Raw genomic sequence first — 20,855 nt, 5'->3', positions numbered from 1 at the left:
CGTGCGCCTATGGCGGCGGCCCCCTGTGGGCGAACGAGGACATCAAGGTGCTCCAGAACATGACCGGCAGCCCGCCGCCCGCCTGGAACGACCCGACCAAGGGCGCGGAACTGGCCCGCAGCCAGTTCGACCGCGGCTCCGACGTGGTCTTCGCCGCCGCCGGCTCGACCGGCCTCGGCGTGCTGCAGGCCGCGGACGATGCCAAGAAATTCGCGATCGGCGTCGACAGCAACCAGAACTACCTGCATCCGGGCACCATGCTGACCTCCATGCTGAAGCGCGTCGATATCGCCGCCTACAATGTCTTCATGGCCGGCAGCAAGGGCGAGCTGAAGCCGGGTCTCAACGTCCTCGGTCTCGGCGAGAACGGCGTCGGCTGGGCGCTGGACGAGCACAACAAGGCGCTTGTCACCGACGAGATGAAGGCACTGGTCGCCCAGGCGGAAGCTGGCATCAAGTCGGGCGAGATCAAGGTCCATGACTACATGGCCGACAATACCTGTCCGTACTGACGGCGCGCGCCAGATCAGAATATGACATCCGAAAATCTTCGGCCCGTGGCGGGCGGCGGCAAGCCGCCCGCCATCGAGTTAAGAGGCATCTCGAAAAGCTTCGGGCCGGTGCAGGCGAACCGCGACGTGACCTTCAGGGTCATGCCGGGGACGATCCACGGCATCGTCGGCGAGAACGGCGCCGGCAAGTCGACCCTGATGTCGATCCTCTACGGCTTCTATCAGGCCGATGCGGGAGAGATCCTGGTCGACGGCAAGAGCGTGACCATCGAGTCCAGCCGGGCGGCGATCGATCTCGGCATCGGCATGGTGCATCAGCATTTCATGCTGGTGGAGACCATGAGCGTGCTCGACAACGTCATGCTCGGCTCCGAGGGCGGCGCCCTTCTGGAAACCGGGCAGCAGGCGACGCGGAAGGAACTCGCGCGCCTCTCGAACGATTACGGTCTCACCGTCGATCCGGAGGCGCTGATCGCCGATCTCTCGGTCGGCCAGCAGCAGCGGGTCGAGATCCTGAAGGCGCTGGTCCGCGGCGCCCGTATTCTCGTGCTGGACGAGCCGACCGGCGTGCTGACGCCGCAGGAGGCCGACCGGCTCTTTGAAATTCTCGCCGCGCTGAAGGCGCGCGGCGTCACGATCATCCTGATCACCCACAAACTGCGCGAGATCCTGGCCGCGACCGACAGCGTGTCCGTGATGCGCCGTGGCGAGATGGTCGCGCACCGAACCACATCGAAGACAAGCGCCGAGGAACTCGCCGAGCTCATGGTCGGCCGCAAGGTCCTGCTGCGCGTCGATAAGACGCCGGCCGAGCCAAAGGAGACCGTGCTCGCGGTCGAGGGACTGACCGTCACCGATAGCCGCGGCGTCGAGCGCGTGAAGACCGTGTCCTTCCAGGTCCGCGCCGGCGAAATCGTCGGGATCGCCGGGGTCGCCGGCAACGGCCAGAGCGAGCTTCTGCAGGCGCTTGCGGGCATCCAGCGGATCTCGGACGGGTCCTTCGACATCTGCGGCACCCGGACCGTCGAGCATGACACTCCGCTCGATCCGCACGAGGCGCGCCGGCTCGGCATCGCCCATGTTCCGGAAGACCGGCACCATATGGGTCTCGTCACCGCCTTTTCCGCCCATGAGAACCATATTCTCGGCCATCACGACTGGCCGGCCTTCAATCGCGGCCTGCTGCTCGACCGGGAGGCCGCGATCGCCGACTGCACAGCCGAGATGGAACGCTACGACGTCCGCCCGCCCAACCCACAGCTGACCGCCGCCATGTTCTCCGGCGGCAACCAGCAGAAGATCGTGCTGGCGCGCGAACTGGAGACGCAGCCGAAGCTGCTCCTGGTCGGCCAGCCGACCCGCGGCGTCGATATCGGCGCCATCGAATTCATCCACAACACACTGGTCCAGATGCGGGACCGGGGCGCAGCCGTCCTGCTGGTCTCGGTCGAGCTCGACGAGATCATGTCTCTCTCCGACCGTATCCTCGTGATGTCCGCCGGCCGCATCGTCGGCGAGATGGACGCGGCCGGTGCCGACCCGCGCCGCATCGGCCTGATGATGGCCGACATTCCCGAAGACGAAGCCGAGGTCGCATGAGCCAACCGGTCAAACTGCCGCCCTGGATCGATATCGGCGTCATCCCGGCCCTGAACATCCTCGCCGCCCTGCTGGTCTCGGCACTGGTCATCCTCGCCGTCGGCGAGGATCCGGTGAAGGCGCTCGAGGTGATGCTCTACGGCGCTTTCGGATATGACGAGGCGATCGGCTACACGCTCTATTACACGACCAACTTCATCTTCACGGGCCTTGCGGTCGCCATCGCCTTCCATGCGGGCCTGTTCAATATCGGCGGTGAGGGCCAGGCCTATATCGGCGGGCTCGGCGTCGGGCTGCTGGTGCTCGCGCTCGACGGCTGGCTGCCCTGGTACGCCCTCCTGCCGCTGGCCATTGTCGCCGCCGCCCTGTTCGGCGGCGCCTGGGCCGCGGTGCCCGGATGGCTGCAGGCCTATCGCGGCAGCCACATCGTGATCACCACCATCATGTTCAACTTCATCGCCTCGGCGCTGATGGTGCATCTGATGGTGAACGTGCTGATCAAGCCGGGCCAGATGTCGCCGGAAAGTCGCGAATTCGCCGAGAGCGCCTGGCTGCCGATGGCGCGCCAGATCGCTGGCGCATTCGGCTTCGACATCTCCCGCTCGCCGCTCAATCTCTCCTTCCTGATCGCGCTGGTCGCGGCGGTTCTGGTGACGATCTTCATCTGGCGCACCCGCTGGGGCTATGCGATCCGCACGGTCGGGCGGAACGAGACGGCGGCGATCTATGCCGGGATCGATCCGAAAAAGACCGTGTTCTGGACCATGGCGCTCTCCGGTGCGCTCGCGGGCATGGTCGGCATCAACGAGATCATGGGCGTGCAGCACAAGCTGCTGCTGAACTTCACCGCGGGCTACGGTTTCACCGGCATCGCGGTCTCCCTGATGGGCCGCAACCATCCGATCGGCATCGTGCTCGCCAGCCTGCTCTTCGGCGCGCTCTACCAGGGCGGAGCGGAGCTCGATTTCGAGTTCGAGCAGATCACCCGCGACATGGTGGTGGTGATCCAGGGCCTGATCATCCTGTTCTCCGGCGCGCTGGCCTACATGTTCAACCCGATGGTGGCGCGGCTGGTCGGCCGCCTCGCCGCGGCGAAGGGTTAGGAGGGCGCGATGGAAGAATCCTATCTCCTCGTCCTGCTCACCCTCGACGCCACGCTGCGGGTCGCGACGCCGCTGATCCTGGCCGCCATGGCGGGCCTCTTCGCGGAACGCTCCGGCGTCATCGATATCGGACTCGAGGGCAAGATGCTGGCGGCCGCCTTCGCCGCCGCCGCGACAGCTGCGGCCACCGGATCGGCCTGGGCCGGGCTCGCCGTCGCCATCCTCGTCTCGGTGGCGCTCGCCTTGCTGCACGGCTTCGCCTGCATCACTCACCGCGGCAACCAGGTGGTGAGCGGGGTCGCGATCAACGTCATCGCCTCCGGCCTCACCGTCGTGCTCGGCATTGCCTGGTTCCACCAGGGCGGACGCACGCCGACGCTGGACGCGGAGTTCCGCTTCACCGAGCATGCCCTGCCCTTTGCCGAGGCCGCGCGCAGCATTCCGGTCCTCGGCACGATCTATGCCGAGGTGATCAGCGGCCACAATTTCCTCGTCTATCTCGCGCTCGCCATGGTGCCGCTCACCTGGTGGGTGGTCTACCGCACCCGCTTCGGCCTGCGTCTCCGCGCCGTCGGCGAGAACCCGGCCGCGGTCGACACCGCCGGGATCAGCGTCACCGGGCTGCGCTACAGCGCGATGGCGATCGCCGGGCTGCTCTGCGGCATCGCCGGGGCCTACCTCTCCACCGCCCATTCCGCCGCCTTCGTGCGCGACATGACGGCGGGCAAGGGCTACATGGCGCTGGCGGCGATGATCTTCGGCAAGTGGAAGCCGGTTCCGGCGCTTTTCGCCTGTTTGCTCTTCGGCTTCCTCGACGCCCTTGCAGTGCGTTTGCAGGGGGTCGAGATCCCGGTGATCGGCGTCTTCCCGGTTCAGCTCATCCAGGCGCTACCCTATATCCTGACGGTGGTGCTGCTCGCCGGCTTCATCGGCAAGGCGGTGGCACCGAAGGCCAGCGGAACCCCTTATGTGAAGGAACGGACGTGACCCCCTATTACGATGCGGCCGTCGCGATCCGCAAAGCGCTCCCGGGCCGGGACGCGGCGATCGCCCTGGTGCTGGGCAGCGGGCTCGGCTCCGTCGCCGACGCGGTGGAAGGCGCGGCCAGCGTCTCCTTCGCCGATATTCCCGGCTTTCCGAAACCGAGCGTCGACGGCCATCACGGGCGCCTCGTCCACGGCACGCTGTCCGGCCGCAAGGTCTTCGTCCTGCAGGGCCGCGCCCATGCCTATGAGGGACACCCGCTCTCCGACGTTGTGCTGCCGGTCCGGGCGATGGAAGCGCTCGGGGTCGAGACCCTGGTCCTGACCAACGCCGCAGGCAGCCTCCGCGAGGAGATGGCGCCGGGCGACCTGATGATGCTGACCGATCATATCAACTGGTCCGGGGCCAATCCGCTGACCGGTCCAAACGACGCCTCTCTCGGCCCGCGCTTCTTCGATATGACGACGGCCTACGACACCTCGCTCCATGGAGCGCTCCGGCGCAGCGCGGAAGCGGAAGGCGTGACTCTGCACGAGGGCGTCTATCTCTGGGCACTCGGCCCGAACTTCGAAACCCCGGCGGAAATCCGCGCCTTCCGCATCCTCGGCGCCGATGCCGTCGGCATGTCGACGGTGCCGGAAGTTCTGGCCGCGCGCCATGCGGGCCTCAAGGTTGCCGCAATTTCCGGTATAACCAATTACGGCGCGGGCATGGTCGCGAACGAGGTTCTCGACCACGCGCATACCTTGGCGCAGGGGGCGACGATCGCCGAGTCCATGACCAAGTTGCTGCTGCAATTCCTGAAGGATCCGATCCATGAGTGACGCCACGCGCGCCCTCTCCATGCTCGATCTGACGAGCCTCGGGGAGGACGATTGTCCGGACATCGTCGCCGCTCTGCTGAACAAGGCGGAGACGCCGAGAGGCAAGGTCGCGGCGGTCTGCATCTGGCCGCGCTTCGTCGCCCAGGCGAAGACAGCACTGGAGGGCACCGCGATCCGGGTTGCCACCGTGGCGAACTTCCCGCACGGCCGCACCGACATCGCGGCCGCGGTCGAAACCACGCATCAATGCGTGCGCGACGGCGCCGACGAGGTCGACGTGGTCTGGCCCTACGAGGCCTGGCTGAACGGCAACCGCAAAGTCGCGGGCGATCTGGTCGCGGCCTGCAAGGCGGAATGCGGCGACAGCGCGCATCTGAAGGTGATCCTAGAAACCGGCCGGCTGCAGACCGCGGACGCCATCGCCGGCTCCTCGCGCGACGCCATCGCCGCCGGCGCGGATTTCATCAAGACCTCGACCGGCAAAACGCGGATCTCGGCGACGCTGGAAGCGGCCCATATCATGCTGGAAGCGATCCGCGAGAGCGGCAGGCCGGTCGGCCTGAAGCCGTCCGGCGGCATCCGGACGACGGCGCAGGCCGCGGCCTATCTGCATCTCGCCGACAAGATCATGGGACCGGACTGGGCGACGCCGGAGACCTTTCGCTTCGGCGCCAGCAGCCTGCTGGATGCGCTTCTGAAGACCCTCGACGCGGAGCAATAGAACCACGGCATGCTGACGCAGGAAATCATCCGCAAGAAGCGCGACGGCAAGACGCTCTCGGGCGAGGAGATCGCCCTCTTCGTCGAGCGGATGGCGAAGGACGAGGCGAGCCCGGCGCAGATCGCCGCCTTCGGCATGGCCGCCTTCCTCAACGGCATGGAGACCGAGGAGACCGTCGCGCTGACGCTGGCGATGCGGGACAGCGGCAACGTGCTCGAATGGGACGCGGGCGAACTTGGCGGCCCGGTGCTGGACAAGCATTCGACTGGCGGTGTCGGCGACAAGGTCAGTGTCATGCTGGCGCCGATGGTGGCGGCCGCGGGCGGCTTCGTGCCGATGATTTCCGGCCGCGGGCTCGGCCATACCGGCGGCACGCTGGACAAGCTCGACTCGATCAAAGGATACGATACCGCGCCGACGGTGAAGCGCTTCCGTCAAGTGGTCGCCCAGGCGGGCTGCGCCATCATCGGCCAGACCGAGGATCTCGCGCCCGCCGACCGGCGCTTCTACGCGGTCCGCGACGTCACCGCGACGGTGGAATCGATCCCGCTGATCACCGCCTCGATCCTCTCGAAGAAACTGGCCGCCGGCCTGCAGGGCCTCGCGATGGACGTGAAGACCGGCTCCGGCGCCTTCATGTCCGATCTCGAGGGCTCCCGCGCCCTCGCCCGCTCCATCGTCGATGTCGCGAACGGCGCCGGGCTGCCGACCACGGCCCTGATCACCGACATGAACCAGGTGCTTGGCCACAGCGCCGGCAATGCGCTCGAGATCCGGGAGGTGATCGATTACCTGACCGGCGAGCGGCGGGACGAAAGGCTGCATGAGGTCGTCATCGCGCTCGGCGCGGAAATGCTGGTGACCGGCGGTCTGGCGAAAGACCGCGAGGCCGCCCGCTCGACCCTGCTCCGCACCCTCGCCTCCGGCGCTGCGGCGGAGCGGTTCGAGCGCATGGTCTCGGGTCTCGGCGGCCCGACCCACCTGTTGCGCGAGACCTCCGCTCTGAAGACCGCGCCGCATACTGCGGCCGTGCTGCCGGACACGCCCAGCACGGTGACAGGCATCGACACGCGGCAGGTCGGCCTTGCCGTCGTCGAGCTCGGCGGCGGCCGCCGCAGGGCGGAAGACAGGATCGATCACTCGGTCGGCCTCACCGAAATCGCCGGGCTCGGCGAGGAGGTCGGCCCCGATCATCCGCTGGCTGTCGTCCATGCTCGAAATGCGGCCGATGCAGACCGTGCGGCGGCGACGCTGAAACAGGCCTTCACGACCGGCGGCGCGGCGACGGCGCCGGGTCCCGTGATCCTGGAGACGGTGACCGCATGACCCGTGCCTTCCTCATCGTGCTCGATTCCGTCGGCATCGGCGGCGCCCCGGACGCCGCCGCGTTCGGCGACACGGGGTCGGACACGGTGGGCCATATCGCGGACGCCTGCGCCGCCGGGCGCGGCGACAATGCAGAACGGAACGGTCCGTTGCGGCTCCCCAATCTCTGCCGTCTCGGTCTCGGCAGCGCCTCGGAAGCCAGCACCGGACGATTGCCGCCGGGGCTCGCGAGGGCTCCGTCGGATACGGCCTGGGGTTATGCCTCCGAGACCAGCAACGGGAAGGACACCCCGAGCGGGCACTGGGAGCTGTGCGGCGTCCCCGTCAGCTTCGACTGGGGGTACTTCCCCGTGACGCGGCCCTGTTTTCCGCGCGACCTGATGGAGCAACTGGTCGAGGCCGAAAACCTGCCCGGCTGGCTCGGTGATCGCCACGAGAGCGGCACCGTCATCATCCAAGAACTCGGCGAGGAGCATATCCGCACCGGCAAGCCGATCGTCTACACCTCGGCCGACAGCGTGCTGCAGATCGCCGCGCACGAGGAGCATTTCGGCCTGGAGCGGCTGCTGGCGCTTTGCGAGACCGCGCGCGCGCTGGTCGATCCGCTGAATATCGGCCGGGTCATCGCCCGGCCTTTCGTCGGAGAGACACCGCACACGTTCAAGCGTACCGCCAACCGGCGCGACTACTCGGTCCTGCCGCCGGAGCCGACCCTGCTGCGCCGCCATGCGGACCGGGGCGGGCAGGTGATCTCCGTCGGCAAGATCGGCGACATCTTCGCCCATGACGGTACCGGCCGGGAGGTGAAGGCGCCGGACAATGACGCGATGTTCGATCTGATGCTCGCAGAAACGCGGACGGCCGGCGAGCACGCGCTCATCGTGGTGAATTTTGTCGATTTCGACGTTCATTACGGCCATCGCCGCGATCCGGCGGGCTATGCCGCCGCGCTGGAGCATTTCGACCGCCGCCTGCCGGAATTCGAGGCCCTGCTCGGTCCGGGGGACCTCGCGATCATCACCGCCGATCACGGCTGCGACCCGACCTGGCCCGGCAGCGACCACACGCGCGAGAACGTCCCGGTTCTTACGCTCGGCGGGGCGCGGCCTGCCGGTCCGGTCGGGCACCTTTCAAGTTTCTCTGATGTAGGTCAAACTCTGGCACGTCATCTCGGGATTACCGACATGCCGCACGGCCGCGCCTTCGCGCGGACAGCCTGAGGAGGACGGCGATGAAAATGTTCCGCGACCTGTTCCTCATCGCCTTCATCGCCTGCGGGGCCGTCGGCGGCTCGCAGTTGCCGCAGCTGGTCCAGGAATACGAACAGCGCCTCGGTGGTGCCCGGGACGAGGCGATGGCGGCGCATCGTCAGGATGTCGCGGAAGCGGCCGCCTTCGGGCTCACCCTCGAGGGCTTCGCCGAGCGCTACCGGGCTTCGGAGGACCAGGCGGTGCGGGCCGGCGCCGACCGGATGCTGCAGCGGCGCGACCGGGCGGAAAGCCTCGACGCCGCCTATCGGGAGCTGCAGGCCGCGCCCTACCTTCTGCGACCGTGGGCGGCTGTCTCCCATGTCGATACCGGCATCGCGGAAGCCGCTTGGAATTCCTACAAGCCCACCCTGACGCTCGATATCCGGTTCGGGATCGCCGGCATCCTGCTCGGCTGGATCCTGCACGCCCTTGTCTCCGTGATCTGGCGCGCGATGTTCCGCCGCCCGCCGGAAGAGCGGAACCGGTTCCGCCGTGCCTGATGACCTGAAGAACCTGACCGCGCGGATATCCGCTTGCCGGATCTGCGCAGACCACCTGCCGCTCGGTCCGCGCCCGGTCGTGGTGCCGCGTCCGACCGCGCGCATCCTGATCGTCGGTCAGGCGCCCGGCACCAAGGTTCACGAGAGCGGCATCCCGTGGAACGACCGCTCTGGGGACCGGCTGCGCGAATGGCTCGGGCTCGACCGGGAAACCTTCTACGGCTCGGAACGGATCGCCATCATGCCGATGGGCTTCTGCTATCCGGGCGTACTGCCGAACGGCGGCGATGCGCCGCCGCGCCCGGAATGCGCCGCCGAATGGCACGAACCGTTGCTTGCCCACATGCCGGAAATCGAACTGGTCGTGCTCGCGGGCATGTACGCCCAGGCGCATTATCTCGGCAAGGCGCGGAAGAAGACGCTGACGGAAACCGTGAAGAGCTGGCGTGAGTACGGCCCGCGCTACCTGCCGCTGCCGCATCCGAGCTGGCGCAGCGGCAACCTTCTGAAGAAGAATCCCTGGATCGAAGCCGAGATCCTGCCGCATCTTCGCGCCGAGGTGGCGCGGCTGCTGGCCTGAGCTAGAGGCTGGAGCGCTTCAGGCGCGGCTTCTTCAGGCCGAGCTTGGTCTCGCGATAAAGGATGAACAGACCCGCACCGGCAATGATCGCGGCACCAGCGATCACCTGGCCGGACGGTACGCTGTCGAAAACCAGATAGCCGAGCGGCACGGCCCAGATCATGGCGGTATAGTCGAACGGCGCCACGACCGCTGTCGGCGCCTGCCGGAACGCTTCGGTCATGAATATCTGCGCCACGCCGCCGATCACGCCGACGCCCGCAAGCAGGGCAAGGTCCATCGGCTCCGGCGTCACCCATTCGAACGGCATAAGAACCCCGCCGAGAATGACCCCAGCGAGGGTGAAATAGAACACCGTCGCGGCGCTGCTGTCGATCGTGCCGAGCTTGCGCATCACGACCATGATGCAGCCATAGGCGAAGGCGGCGGCGAGGGCCAGAAGGGCGTAGAGGCTGATCCCGCTGCCGTCCGGGGCCGCCGCCAGGACCACTCCGGAAAACCCGATGAGAACGGCGGAGACGCGGCGGATGCCGACCTTCTCGCCGAGGAACGGGATCGCCAGCAGGGTACCGAAGAGCGGCGCCGAGTAGCTGATCGTGACGTAGGAGGCGAAATCCATTCGTGCGAGCGCGTAGAAGCCGACGAACATCGAGAGGACGCCGATGGTGGCGCGCAGGAACTGCAGGTCCGGGCGCTTGGTCAGCAGCGCGCGCCAGCCGCCCTGGTTCGGCAGATACAGCATCAGCGGAATCAGCGCCGGCAGGCTGCGGAAGAAGATGATCTGGGAGGTCGGATAATGGTCGCCCAGCCCCTTCACGAGCACGCCCATGATCGAGAACAGGAAAATCGCGGTGACCTGGCAGGCGATACCGCGTCCATAGCCGGCCGGTGCGGCAGCTGCAGTAATGGCGGCGGGCATCGCGCGGCCTCCTTCGGGCAACAGTTCTTGAAGCCTACGCCTCGATGCGCCGGCTCACTCATGCAAAGATTGCAGGCCAGCCGGTTAACGAAGTTATAACGCCCTGAGAGAAAAGGATAATTCGTCGCATTTGGAATGCGTGTGTCGCATAGAGGCTATTTATGCCGCTATCCGAGGCGGAAGAACGGCCGGAACCTGACCCCGATGATGTTTCCGACGATGGCGACCGCGATCCAGACCCAGCCATGCAGACTGGTCGAGGCGACGCCGGAAAAGAAGGCGCCGATATTGCAGCCATAGGCCAGCCGCGCACCATAGCCCAGCATCAGGCCGCCGAGCACCGCCGCGAGGAAGGGCCGCCAGCCCATGGCCAGCTTCGGCGCGACCTTGCCCGCAAGCGAGGCGGCGATCCCGGCACCGAGAATAATGCCGATATTCATCAGCGAGGTCGGCTCGACCAGCACGCCCTCGCGGAGCGCACCCTGACGCCACCCCACGGCCCAGAAGGTGCTGCTGCTCGGATCCCAACCGACCATCTCCGCCACCTTCGCGCCCCAGAGCGTGAAGCCCCAGGTGACGCCCCATGGAAACCCTTTGGCGAGCAGGGTCGCGTAGTTCAGCACGGCAAGCGCGACGGCGCCGAGGAGCAGCGGCCAAGGACCCTGCAGCAGCGTGCGCCCGTTCAGCGGATGCTTGCGGTCCCAGAGCGGTTTCTTCAGGCGCGCGCCCCAGAGCCAGAGCAGGCCGAGAATCGCGGCAAGCGCGCCGACCTGCATCAGTACCGCAATCGGATACCCGAACTCGCGTCCGAGCGAGACCGCGCCGAGCGACGGCAGACCGCGCCAGAACGGAATATCGAGCGAGCCCCAGAAAGAGCCGGCGCAGAAAAACACCAGCACGACCATCATCCGCGCGTTGCCTCCACCCGCAGTGAAGAGCGTGCCGGAGGCGCAGCCACCGGCGATCTGCATGCCGAGGCCGAAGATGAAGGCGCCCGTGACCAGCGAGACGTTGAGCGGCGCAACGGCGCCGCCGGCCTTCAGACCGAACGCCTCCCCGTCGCTCAGAACCGTCGCGAAAAGGATCATTGCGACCGTCAGCATCACGGCCTGCGCGACGATCCCGCTGAGATCGCGTTGCTGGATCAGGTTTCGGTAGGCCGCGGTGAAGCCGAAGGCGGCGTGATAGAGCGCGACCCCGAGCCCGCCGCCGATCGCGAGCAGCGCAAGGCGCCGGAGCTCCCCGTCCAGCAGATGCAACGCCGCGATCGCGGCGAAGATCCCGCCGAGTGTCAGGGCGAGCGGCTTCTGCGGCAGCGGAGTGGTCGGGACGGCGATACTCATGGCGCCCCTCTTACCCGCCGTTCCCCGATTTCGCAATGTCGAGAATGGCACGAACGTCCTCGTCCAGCTCCGCCCCGAGCTGATCCAGCGCCGGAACCTCGTAGGCGCCGAAGACATGGGATGGCAGGCGGTAGGTCACCCGCGCACTGCCGTCCTGTCCCTCCGTCACATAGACCCGGATCGGCGCTTCGATGCCCGCGGCCTCCGACGCCGCCAGCATGCGCACCGCGTAGGCGGGCTTGAAGAAGAAGAAGACCCGGTTGCCCGGCACGGTCACGCCTTGCGATTTCGCCGCGCAGGTCGCGCAGGCGACGCCGACGATGTTGAAGCCGTGCACCTTGATCGCTTCGGGCAGCGTCTTCACAAAGGCGTCAAAAGGCTGCCCGGTCTCGATTGTCACTGTACCGGAATAAGGTTTTTCGACTGCCGCTAAGGCTGCCGGGCCTCCTGCCGTCGACCAAAGCAGGAATGCAAACAGGACCGCACAGATCCGTCTCATGGCCAATCCTCCGAGGGAGAGTATCCGACCGATTAGCCACGAATCATGGGCAACGGGAAATAAACAGCGCGTGACGGGACCGCGAGCTATTGCAGCAGGCGCGGCGACGGTACGTCCGCATGGGACGCCATCTCGCTCGCGAGCGGTCCCGCCTGATGGTGCACCAGCACCCAGTCGGAGGATTCGAGCGCGAAGATGTTGGTCGCCGCGAGCGTCTCGCCGCCGATCCGCTCGTAACAGACGACCAGAGCCAGGTCCTCGCTCAGGAAGTGCACCTTCGGCTCGAGGCATTGCAGCGCGGTTTTCACCGGGCCGGAGAGGATCTGCGCCCAGCTCTCGATCACCGCATCGCGGCCGAAAAGCGGCGGGGTGCCGGGATGAATGCAGCTCACGTGCAGTTCGCCCGCCCAGAGCGCTTCCATCGCCTCAAGGTCACGGGTCGTGAAAGCGTTGTAGAACGCCTCGTTACGGATCAGCACGTCAGACTGCCGGGCCCTGCTCATCCCTCGCACTCCGCTTACCCAAATCCGGACAGCCGGGCTCAGTAGGTCGCCCGGCCTCCGGAACAATCGAATACGCCACCGGTGCTGAAGCTGCAATCCTCGGAGGAAAGCCAGGCGACGAGATTCGCGATTTCCTCGACCAGCCCGAAGCGCTTCATCGGGATCTTCGACAGCATGAAGTTTATGTGCTCCTCGGTCATCTGATCGAAGATGTCCGTCTTCACCGCCGCCGGGGTGACGCAATTCACGGTCACGCCGCTCTCCGCCAGCTCCTTGCCGAGCGATTTGGTGAGGCCGATCACCCCTGCCTTGGCCGCGCTGTAGGCGGGCGCGTTGGGATTGCCCTCCTTGCCCGCGACGGAGGCGATATTCACGATCCGCCCGTACTTGTTGCGCAGCATGTAAGGGACAGCCGCGCGGCAGCAGAGGAAGGTACCGGTCAGGTCGATATCGATCACCTTGCGCCAGTCCGCGACGCCGTACTGCCAGGTCGTGGTGTTCGGCCCGGTGATGCCGGCGCTGTTGACCATGATGTCGAGCCGGCCGAATTCGCGCTCGACCTCGGCGGCGGCACGGTCGACCGCCCCGTCGTCGGTGACGTCGACCACCGCCGTATGAATCGTGCCGCCGATCTCGCCAGCGGCCTCTTCAAGCTTCGCCGCATCCGCGTCCCAGAGGCTGACCGAGGCACCCGCGGCGGAGAGCCGCGCCGCGATCGCCTTGCCGATCCCGCGCGCGCCGCCGGTCACGACGGCGGCACGTCCGGAGAAATCATACTCGACCATGGGCCGGCGATCAGCTGTCGGCGACGCAGGTCTGGCGCTGCGCGCCGAGCCCGTCGATGCCAAGTTCCACCACGTCGCCCGCTTTCAGGTATTTCGGCTCCGGCTTGAAGCCCATGCCGACGCCCGGCGGTGTGCCGGTCGGGATCACGTCGCCCGGATGCAGGGTGAAGAACTGGCTGAGATAATGCACCAGGAAGGCCGGACCGTAGACCATGGTGTTGGTGTTGCCGTTCTGCCGGAACTCACCGTTCACCTTGGCCCAGATGCCGAGTTCCTGCGGGTTCGGGATCTCGTCCTTCGTGACCATCCAGGGACCGGTCGGCCCGAAGGTGTCGCAGCTCTTGCCCTTGGTCCACTGGCCGGAGCGTTCCGCCTGGAACTCGCGCTCGGAGACGTCGTTCACGACGCAATAGCCGGCGACGTAATCCAGCGCATTCGCTTCCGAGACATATTTCGCCGTCTTGCCGATGACGATGCCGAGCTCGACCTCATAGTCCAGCTTCTTCGAACCGCGCGGCACGATCGTGTCGTCGTTGGGGCCGCAGATCGCCGAGGTCGCCTTCATGAAGATGATCGGCTCTGGCGGCACTTCCATGCCGGACTCGGCGGCGTGGTCGCTGTAGTTGAGACCGACGCAGATCATCTTGCCGACCCCGCCGACGCAGGCGCCGAGACGCGGGTTGCCGGAGACGACCGGAAGCGAGCCGACATCCGCGGCGACGATCTTCGCCAGTCCTTCCGGGCTCAGCGCGGCCCCGTCGATGTCGCCGACGATGCCCGACAGATCCCGGATCTTGCCGTCGCCGTCCAGAATTCCCGGCTTTTCGGCACCCGACGCGCCATACCGCAGCAGCTTCATGGGATAGCTCCTTCCCCCAAACGATTTTTGATTGCAGCCTAAAAGACAGGCGGCGAGGTTTGCAGCCGGATACCGCCAAGTCAAGCAGCGGCAGCGCCGCGTCGGGGAACGTGACCATGGCCGAGATGACAGCAGAGGATGCGGCGGTTCTGGCCGTCGATTGGGGAACCACCAGTCTGCGGGCATTCCGCTTGGCTGCCGACGGCACCATTCTGGACCGGCGCCGCGCAGCGGCCGGGATCCGGGCGATCGACGACGGCGATTTCGAGAGCGCCTTTCACCAGATCGTCGGCGACTGGCTGCCGGCCGATCCGGCAAGAGCGCCGCAGATCGTCCTGGGCGGGATGATTGGCAGCCGCCAGGGCTGGATCGAGGCGCCCTACCTGCCCTGTCCCGCCGATCCGGCCGGCCTCGCCGCAGCGGCCGTTTCGGGCAGGATGAAGTCGGGCCACGCCTTCTGGATCGCGCCGGGTCTCTCGACACAGCAGGACGGCCGGGCCGACGTCATGCGCGGAGAGGAACTGCAGATCCTCGGAGCCCTGGAACAGCTCGGCGGCGGTCGCCACCTGATCTGCCTGCCCGGCACGCACAGCAAATGGGCGCTGCTGGAAGACGGCATCATCCGTGACTTCCACACCTACATGACCGGCGAACTGTTCGACCTGTTGCGCCGCCATTCGATCCTCGGCTCCACGATCGAGCATGCGGCCTGGTCCGAGGAAGGATTTCGGGATGGTCTCGCGGCGGCGGGAAAAGAGGGCGGAATGCTGGCCCAGCTCTTCACGGTCCGGGCCGGAACCCTGCTCGGAACGCTCCCGGTGGAGAAGAGCGGCGCCTTCCTTTCCGGCCTGCTGATCGGCAGCGAAGTTTATGCCGCAGCGCACAATATTCCTGCCGGATCAGAGGTTTGCATAATCGGCAACCCAGACCTCACCGATCTCTACACCCCGGCGCTTGCCGCCCGTGATATACGCTGTCGCCAACTGGGAGAGTATACAGGCGCCCATGGCTTGTTCCGACTGGCCAAGGATCTTCTGAAAAGAGGATAGCGGGGCGCGCGACGAAGGGATGGGAATGACACCGAATGTCACCTTTCTCGGCATCGGGCGGATGGGCCAGAGCATGGCCACCAACATCGCCCGCGCCGGCTTTCCGCTGACGGTCTGGAACAGGACTCAGGGGAAGGCGGAGGCACTCGCCACGCATCACGCCACCATTGCCGACAACCCGGCTGAGGCGGTCGCGGAGGCCGACATTGTCTGCACCTGCGTGACCGACGCCGATGCGGTCAGCGAGATCCTGTTCAAGCGCGGAGTCGCGGAAGCGATGAAGCGGGGCGCGATCTTCTGCGACATGAGTTCGATCGCTCCCCTGGCCGAGCAGGAATTCGACACGCAACTCACCAAGCTCGGCCTCCGCCATCTGGACGCACCGGTCTCCGGCGGAACCCAGGGCGCCGAACTCGGCAGCCTCGCCATCATGGTCGGCGGCGAGAAGGACACTTTCGTCGAGGCGACCCCGGTGCTCGCCGCGATGGGCCGCCCGTTCCGCGTCGGCCCCTGCGGCGCCGGCCAGCTCACCAAACTCTGCAATCAGGTGATCGTCGCGATCTCCATCGCCGGTCTTTCCGAATCCATGCTGCTGGCCGAGGCCGGCGGTGCCGACCCGTCGGCGGTGCGCGACGCGCTGCGCGGCGGCTTCGCCGAGAGCCGCGTGCTGCAGGAGCATGGCGGCCGCATCCTCGAGCGCAACTGGAGCCCGGGCGCGCCGGTCCGCAACATGCTGAAGGACCTCAATACGGTGCTCACGACCGCGGAGCGATGCGGGATCGAGCTTCCGCTTCTCGGCCTCGTCCGGGATTTCTACGACAAGCTGAGCGCCCGTGGCTTCGCCGAGCATGACCAGACCTCGCTGCTGCTCGAGCTCGAACACCGCAACGCCCCGCACCGCGTCGGCAACAAGCCGGATAGCGGCCCGGAGGTTTAGGGCCGCATTTCCCTAATTCGTCATCCCGGACCCCGATCCGGGACCTCGCGGAGACGAACTCCGCCCTATGTTCGATGAGGTCCCGGCTTTCGCCGGGATGACGGCTCAATAATCAAGGAATCGCCTTCCGCGCGCGGAACTCCTCGAACAGGTCGAGGAACATCTCCTCGGACCGGACATAATCGTGGAACCCGGCCATGCGGATCTTCAGCGTGTCGGTCATGACGTCCCAGTCGGTGCCGAAGACGTAATCCGCGAAGGGCCAGGCGGCGATATCGGCATAGGGCGTGTGCATCAGGCCGTATTTCTCCACCATCCGCTCCCAGAGCGGCGCCTTGTCAGCCATGAACTCGGTCAGCGGAATGGTCTGCACGTCGCCCGGCTCCATGCCGAAATGCGCGGCGAATTTCGGCCAGACATTCTTCCAGCGGAAGAAATCGCCGTTGGTGATGTTGAAGACCTCGTTGCGGGCGCTCTCCGCCGTGGCGCAGAAGACCATGGCGCGCGCCAGCAGGGCCGAGTCCGTCACCTGATAGACCGCCTCGTACGCTCCGCGCTTGCCCGGAAACCGGAGCGGCAGGCCGAGTTCCTTCGAGATCGCCGCATAGACCGCGATACAGGTGGAAATATTCATCGGATTGCCGACCGCGAAGCCGCAGACCGTATGCGGGCGCAGCGCCGACCAGCTCCAGCGCCGGTCCTTCTGCGCGGCGCGCAGCCAGCTCTCCTGCGTGTGGTAGAAATTCGGCAGCATGTGCGGAGGGTCCTCCTCCCTGGCCGGGGTCCTGAACGGCCCGAGATGACTGCCGTAGATCTTGTTGCCCTCGATCAGCTGGACATGTTCCAGCCCCTTGGAGGCCGCCGCGACCGGCTCGACCGAATTGACCAGCATGGCGAGATTCGGCGCATCGTGCTCCGCCCAGGTCGGGCGGGCCTGAAAGGCGCAGTAAAAGATATGCGTGATGTCGGTGAGGGAGCCGAGCTTGGTCTCGGCATCCGCCCGGTCGAGCAGATCGGCGGAAATGTGCGCCGCCCGTGTCGGGAAATCCGGCGCCCGCCGGCTGACGCCGACGATGTCCCAGCCGCCGATCTCCTCCAGATGCTGCACCAGCCGGCGCCCGATCACGCCGAGCGCCCCTACGACCAGAGCCTTTTTCTTCGCCATCGTCCCCTCCGTACGCTCTTTCGAAAGAGTGTGCGAGGCGCGCCGGATGCCGTCAACGCGGCTTCAGGATCATGGATACGGCACCTCCGTGGAGGGATCGGACCAACCTGGACGAAGTTCTACGAGCCAAGGCGGAATGGAAGTGCCGGAATCCGCTCCGCTTTGATCGACGGCCCGCGCGCTCAGGCGGAAAGCGCTTTCTGTTGCGGCTCGCCCTCGCCGTCCCCGCCTCCCGGACGGCGCAGGGGCCGGTTGCCGCCAAGCCCCCGGAGGAGGACGTAGAAGACCGGCGTGAAGAAGATGCCGAACAGGGTCACGCCGATCATCCCCGAGAAAACCGTCAGGCCCATGGCGTAGCGCATCTCCGCGCCCGCTCCGCTCGAAAGGATGAGCGGAACGACGCCCATGATAAAGGCCATGGAAGTCATCAGGATCGGGCGGAGACGCAGCCGGCTCGCCTCGATCGCCGCTTCGACCGGTGTTCGTCCGCCGAACTCCAGCTCGCGGGCGAACTCGACGATCAGGATGGCGTTCTTCGCCGATAGCCCCACCAACACGATCAATCCGATCTGGGTGAAGACGTTGTTGTCCTCCCCCATCAGCCAAATGCCTGTCATGGCGGCCAGCACGCTCATCGGAACGATCAGAATGATAGCAACCGGCAGACTCAGGCTCTCATACTGCGCTGCGAGCACCAGAAAGACGAGAAACAGGGCAAGCGGGAAGATCAGGGCGGAAGAATCGCCCGCCAGGATCTGCTGGTAGGTGAGATCCGTCCATTCGAAGGCGAAACCCGCCGGGAGTGTCTCCTCGGCGACCCGCTCGATCGCCGCCTGCGCCTGACCGGAGGAGAATCCCGGTGCTGGCGCGCCGCTGACATCGGCGGCGACAAAGCCGTTGTAACGCAGCGCCCGTTCCGGCCCGTTCGCAGGTTCGACGCGCAGGAGCGCCGAGAGTGGCACCATGGCCCCGCTGTCCGAGCGGACTTTGAGGGCTCCGATGTCCTCCGGACGCGCCCGGTAGGCGGCATCGGCCTGGACACGAACAGAGTAGGTTCTCCCGAAGCGGTTGAAATCGTTCACATAAAGGCTTCCGAGATAGACCTGCAGAGTCTCGAATACATCGGTCACCGAAACCCCGAGTTGCTCCGCCTTGGTGCGGTCGATATCGGCATAGAGCTGCGGTACGTTCACCTGGAAATTGGTGAACAGATTGGCGAGCTCGGGCGCTTGGCGCGCGGCGGCGAGGAAGGCCTGCACGGTCTCGTCCAGTTCCTCGTAGCCCCTCGAGGCGCGGTCTTCGACCTGCAGCTTGAAGCCGCCGGTGGTCCCGAGTCCCTGGACGGGCGGCGGCGGGAAAATCACCACGAAGGCGTCCTTGATGCCGGCGAACTGTGCATTGAGACGTCCGGCGATCGCGCCGGCACTGTGTTCCGCTCCCTTGCGCTCGTCGAACGGCTTCAGGGTCGCGAAGACGATGCCCGCGCTCGAGCTGTTGGTGAAGCCGCTGATCGAGAGTCCCGGAAAGGACACCGCATGCTCCACGTCCGGATCGTCGAGGGCGATCTGGCTCATCTCGCGGATGACCTCCTCTGTCCTGTCGAGCGAGGCGCCGTTCGGCAGCTGCGCGAAACCAATCAGATACTGCTTGTCCTGCATGGGAACGAAGCCGCCGGGCACGGCGTTGAAGACCGTGTAGGTCGCACCAAGCAACAGAAGGTAGAGCCCGAAGGTCACGGTCTTGTGCCGGGTCACCCGGGCGACGCCGCCGCCATAGGCGTTCGCGCCGCGCCGGAAGACGGCATTGAAGCCGCGAAAGAGCCAGCCGAGGGAGAAATCCATCGCCCGCGTCAACCGGTCCTTCGGCGCGTCGTGCCCCTTGAGCAGCAGGGCGGCGAGCGCGGGCGAGAGAGTCAGCGAATTCACCGCCGAGATCACCGTGGAGATCGCGATGGTCAGCGCGAACTGTTCGTAGAACTGCCCGGTCAGACCGGTGATGAAAGCGAGCGGCACGAAGACCGCCACCAGCACAAGAGCGATGGCGACGATCGGTCCGGAGACCTCGCGCATTGCCCGATAGGTCGCCTCGTTCGGCGCCAGCCCTTCCTCGATGTTCCGCTCGACGTTCTCGACCACGACGATCGCATCGTCGACGACGATGCCGATCGCCAGCACCAGGCCGAAGAGCGAGAGCGCGTTGATCGAGACGCCGAGCAGATGCATAGCGGCGAAGGTGCCAACGACGGAAACCGGGACGGCCAGCAGCGGAATGATCGAGGCCCGCCAGGTCTGCAGGAAGAGGATCACCACGAGGACGACGAGCGCCACCGCCTCCAGCAGCGTATGGATGACGGACTCGATGGAGGCGCGGACGAAAAGCGTCGGATCGTAGACGATCTCGTAATCCACACCCTCCGGCATGTACTGCTTCAGTTCCGTCATGGTCGTGCGGACATTGTCCGAGATCTCGATCGCGTTCGAGCCTGGAGCCTGGAAGATCGGGATCGCCACCGCGGATTTGTTGTCGAGCAAGGAGCGTAACGCGTATTCCGAAGCGCCGAGCTCGATCCGCGCGATATCGCGCAGCCGCGTGACGGCGCCTTCGGCGCCGGTCTTCACGATGATGTCGCCAAACTGTTCCTCGGTCTCAAGACGCCCCTGCGCATTGACGGGAAGCTGCAAGTCGACCCCGACCGAATTGGGCGAGGCGCCAATCACGCCGGCCGCCGCCTGGATGTTCTGCTCGCGGATGGCGGTGACGATATCGCCGGCGGAAAGCCGGCGTTCGGCAGCCTTCTGAGGGTCGAGCCAGATGCGCATCGCGTAGTCGCCGGACCCGAACAGGCGGACCTGACCGACACCTTCGATCCGCGCCAGCCGGTCCTTGACGTTGAGAACGGCATAATTGCGCAGATAGGTCATGTCGTAGCGGCCGTTCGGCGACAGCAGGTGGACGACCATGGTGAGGTCCGGCGAGCTTTTGACTGTCGTCACGCCCAGACGGCGAACCTCCTCGGGCAACCGCGGTTCGGCCTGACTGACCCGGTTCTGCACGAGCTGCTGAGCCTGATCCGGATCGGTGCCGAGACGGAAGGTGATGGTAAGGGTCATCAGGCCGTCGGTGGTGGCCTGGCTGTTCATGTAGATCATGCCCTCGACGCCGTTGATCGCCTCCTCGATCGGCGTCGCCACGGTGGCGGCGATGACCTTCGGGTTGGCGCCCGGATACTGCGCCGTGACGACCACGGTGGGCGGCACGACCTCCGGATATTCCGAGATCGGCAAGGTCCGCAGGGCGAGGAGTCCCGCGACGAGGATAAGAACCGACAGCACCCCGGCGAAAACCGGACGGTCAATAAAGAAGCTCGAGATGTTCATGACAGGAGTCCGGTTTCGCG

Annotated in this window: 20 protein-coding genes; 12 read left to right on the top strand and 8 right to left on the bottom strand. The window is 66.2% G+C overall.

The window, feature by feature from the left end:
- The 10 genes from IG122_RS16875 to IG122_RS16830 form a co-directional block, all read left to right on the top strand.
- The coding region (locus IG122_RS16875; RefSeq protein ID WP_193186032.1) for a BMP family lipoprotein at window positions 1–512 on the top strand (512 nt) is incomplete at its 5' end.
- A 21-nt stretch (window positions 513–533) separates the two neighbouring features.
- Window positions 534–2,111 (top strand): ABC transporter ATP-binding protein, encoded by a 1,578-nt coding sequence (locus tag IG122_RS16870; protein WP_193186029.1) that lies wholly within the window; start codon window positions 534–536, stop codon window positions 2,109–2,111.
- Window positions 2,108–3,214 (top strand): ABC transporter permease, encoded by a 1,107-nt coding sequence (locus tag IG122_RS16865; RefSeq protein ID WP_193186026.1) that lies wholly within the window; start codon window positions 2,108–2,110, stop codon window positions 3,212–3,214. The genes IG122_RS16870 and IG122_RS16865 overlap by 4 nt, the downstream gene beginning before the upstream one ends.
- 9 nt (window positions 3,215–3,223) lie before the next feature.
- Window positions 3,224–4,201, top strand: a complete 978-nt coding sequence (locus tag IG122_RS16860) for an ABC transporter permease (protein WP_193186023.1) — start codon at window positions 3,224–3,226, stop codon at window positions 4,199–4,201.
- Window positions 4,198–5,022, top strand: a complete 825-nt coding sequence (locus IG122_RS16855) for a purine-nucleoside phosphorylase (protein WP_193186020.1) — start codon at window positions 4,198–4,200, stop codon at window positions 5,020–5,022. The genes IG122_RS16860 and IG122_RS16855 overlap by 4 nt, the downstream gene beginning before the upstream one ends.
- Window positions 5,015–5,743 (top strand): deoxyribose-phosphate aldolase, encoded by a 729-nt coding sequence (deoC, locus tag IG122_RS16850; protein WP_193186018.1) that lies wholly within the window; start codon window positions 5,015–5,017, stop codon window positions 5,741–5,743. The genes IG122_RS16855 and deoC overlap by 8 nt, the downstream gene beginning before the upstream one ends.
- 9 nt (window positions 5,744–5,752) lie before the next feature.
- Window positions 5,753–7,069 (top strand): thymidine phosphorylase, encoded by a 1,317-nt coding sequence (deoA, locus tag IG122_RS16845; protein ID WP_193186015.1) that lies wholly within the window; start codon window positions 5,753–5,755, stop codon window positions 7,067–7,069.
- Window positions 7,066–8,289: a phosphopentomutase gene (locus tag IG122_RS16840; RefSeq protein WP_193186012.1), complete on the top strand. Its 1,224-nt coding sequence runs from the start codon at window positions 7,066–7,068 to the stop codon at window positions 8,287–8,289. Before deoA ends, IG122_RS16840 begins: the two co-directional genes overlap by 4 nt.
- An 11-nt stretch (window positions 8,290–8,300) precedes the next feature.
- The gene (locus IG122_RS16835) at window positions 8,301–8,819 is read left to right on the top strand and encodes a DUF2937 family protein (protein ID WP_193186009.1); all 519 of its coding nucleotides are present in this window, start codon (window positions 8,301–8,303) and stop codon (window positions 8,817–8,819) included.
- Entirely contained in the window at window positions 8,812–9,399 is a 588-nt protein-coding gene (locus IG122_RS16830; RefSeq protein WP_193186006.1) for a uracil-DNA glycosylase family protein, read from the top strand. Before IG122_RS16835 ends, IG122_RS16830 begins: the two co-directional genes overlap by 8 nt.
- A gap of 1 nt (window position 9,400) precedes the next feature.
- On the opposite strand, the gene IG122_RS16825 is transcribed toward IG122_RS16830, so the two are convergent.
- The 6 genes from IG122_RS16825 to IG122_RS16800 form a co-directional block, all read right to left on the bottom strand.
- On the bottom strand, window positions 9,401–10,318 hold the full coding sequence (locus IG122_RS16825; RefSeq protein ID WP_193186003.1) for a DMT family transporter: 918 nt from the start codon (window positions 10,316–10,318) through the stop codon (window positions 9,401–9,403).
- Between the two features lie 167 nt (window positions 10,319–10,485).
- Complete coding sequence (locus IG122_RS16820; protein ID WP_193186000.1) at window positions 10,486–11,661, bottom strand: YeeE/YedE family protein; 1,176 nt, start codon at window positions 11,659–11,661, stop codon at window positions 10,486–10,488.
- Between the two features lie 10 nt (window positions 11,662–11,671).
- On the bottom strand, window positions 11,672–12,160 hold the full coding sequence (locus IG122_RS16815; RefSeq protein ID WP_193185997.1) for a DUF302 domain-containing protein: 489 nt from the start codon (window positions 12,158–12,160) through the stop codon (window positions 11,672–11,674).
- Window positions 12,161–12,246: 86 nt separating this feature from the next.
- Window positions 12,247–12,663 (bottom strand): nuclear transport factor 2 family protein, encoded by a 417-nt coding sequence (locus IG122_RS16810; RefSeq protein WP_193185996.1) that lies wholly within the window; start codon window positions 12,661–12,663, stop codon window positions 12,247–12,249.
- 38 nt (window positions 12,664–12,701) lie between these two features.
- Window positions 12,702–13,448 carry an SDR family NAD(P)-dependent oxidoreductase gene (locus IG122_RS16805; protein WP_193185992.1) on the bottom strand — a complete coding sequence of 249 codons (747 nt, stop codon included), beginning with the start codon at window positions 13,446–13,448 and terminating at the stop codon, window positions 12,702–12,704.
- Window positions 13,449–13,458: 10 nt separating this feature from the next.
- Window positions 13,459–14,307: a fumarylacetoacetate hydrolase family protein gene (locus tag IG122_RS16800; RefSeq protein ID WP_193185990.1), complete on the bottom strand. Its 849-nt coding sequence runs from the start codon at window positions 14,305–14,307 to the stop codon at window positions 13,459–13,461.
- A 116-nt stretch (window positions 14,308–14,423) separates the two neighbouring features.
- On the opposite strand from IG122_RS16800, the gene IG122_RS16795 reads away from it, so the two are divergent.
- Window positions 14,424–15,356, top strand: a complete 933-nt coding sequence (locus tag IG122_RS16795) for a 2-dehydro-3-deoxygalactonokinase (RefSeq protein ID WP_193185987.1) — start codon at window positions 14,424–14,426, stop codon at window positions 15,354–15,356.
- Between the two features lie 25 nt (window positions 15,357–15,381).
- Window positions 15,382–16,293 (top strand): NAD(P)-dependent oxidoreductase, encoded by a 912-nt coding sequence (locus tag IG122_RS16790; RefSeq protein ID WP_193185983.1) that lies wholly within the window; start codon window positions 15,382–15,384, stop codon window positions 16,291–16,293.
- Between the two features lie 112 nt (window positions 16,294–16,405).
- On the opposite strand, the gene IG122_RS16785 is transcribed toward IG122_RS16790, so the two are convergent.
- Window positions 16,406–17,458, bottom strand: coding sequence for an SDR family oxidoreductase (locus IG122_RS16785; protein ID WP_193185981.1), 1,053 nt, complete (start codon window positions 17,456–17,458; stop codon window positions 16,406–16,408).
- Between the two features lie 182 nt (window positions 17,459–17,640).
- Window positions 17,641–20,835 carry an efflux RND transporter permease subunit gene (locus IG122_RS16780; protein ID WP_193185978.1) on the bottom strand — a complete coding sequence of 1,065 codons (3,195 nt, stop codon included), beginning with the start codon at window positions 20,833–20,835 and terminating at the stop codon, window positions 17,641–17,643.
- Window positions 20,836–20,855: the final 20 nt, after the last annotated feature.

Source organism: Nisaea sediminum (assembly GCF_014904705.1).
GTDB classification, from domain to species: Bacteria; Pseudomonadota; Alphaproteobacteria; order Thalassobaculales; family Thalassobaculaceae; genus Nisaea; species Nisaea sediminum.
This window is presented reverse-complemented; position numbering and strand designations above follow the sequence as displayed.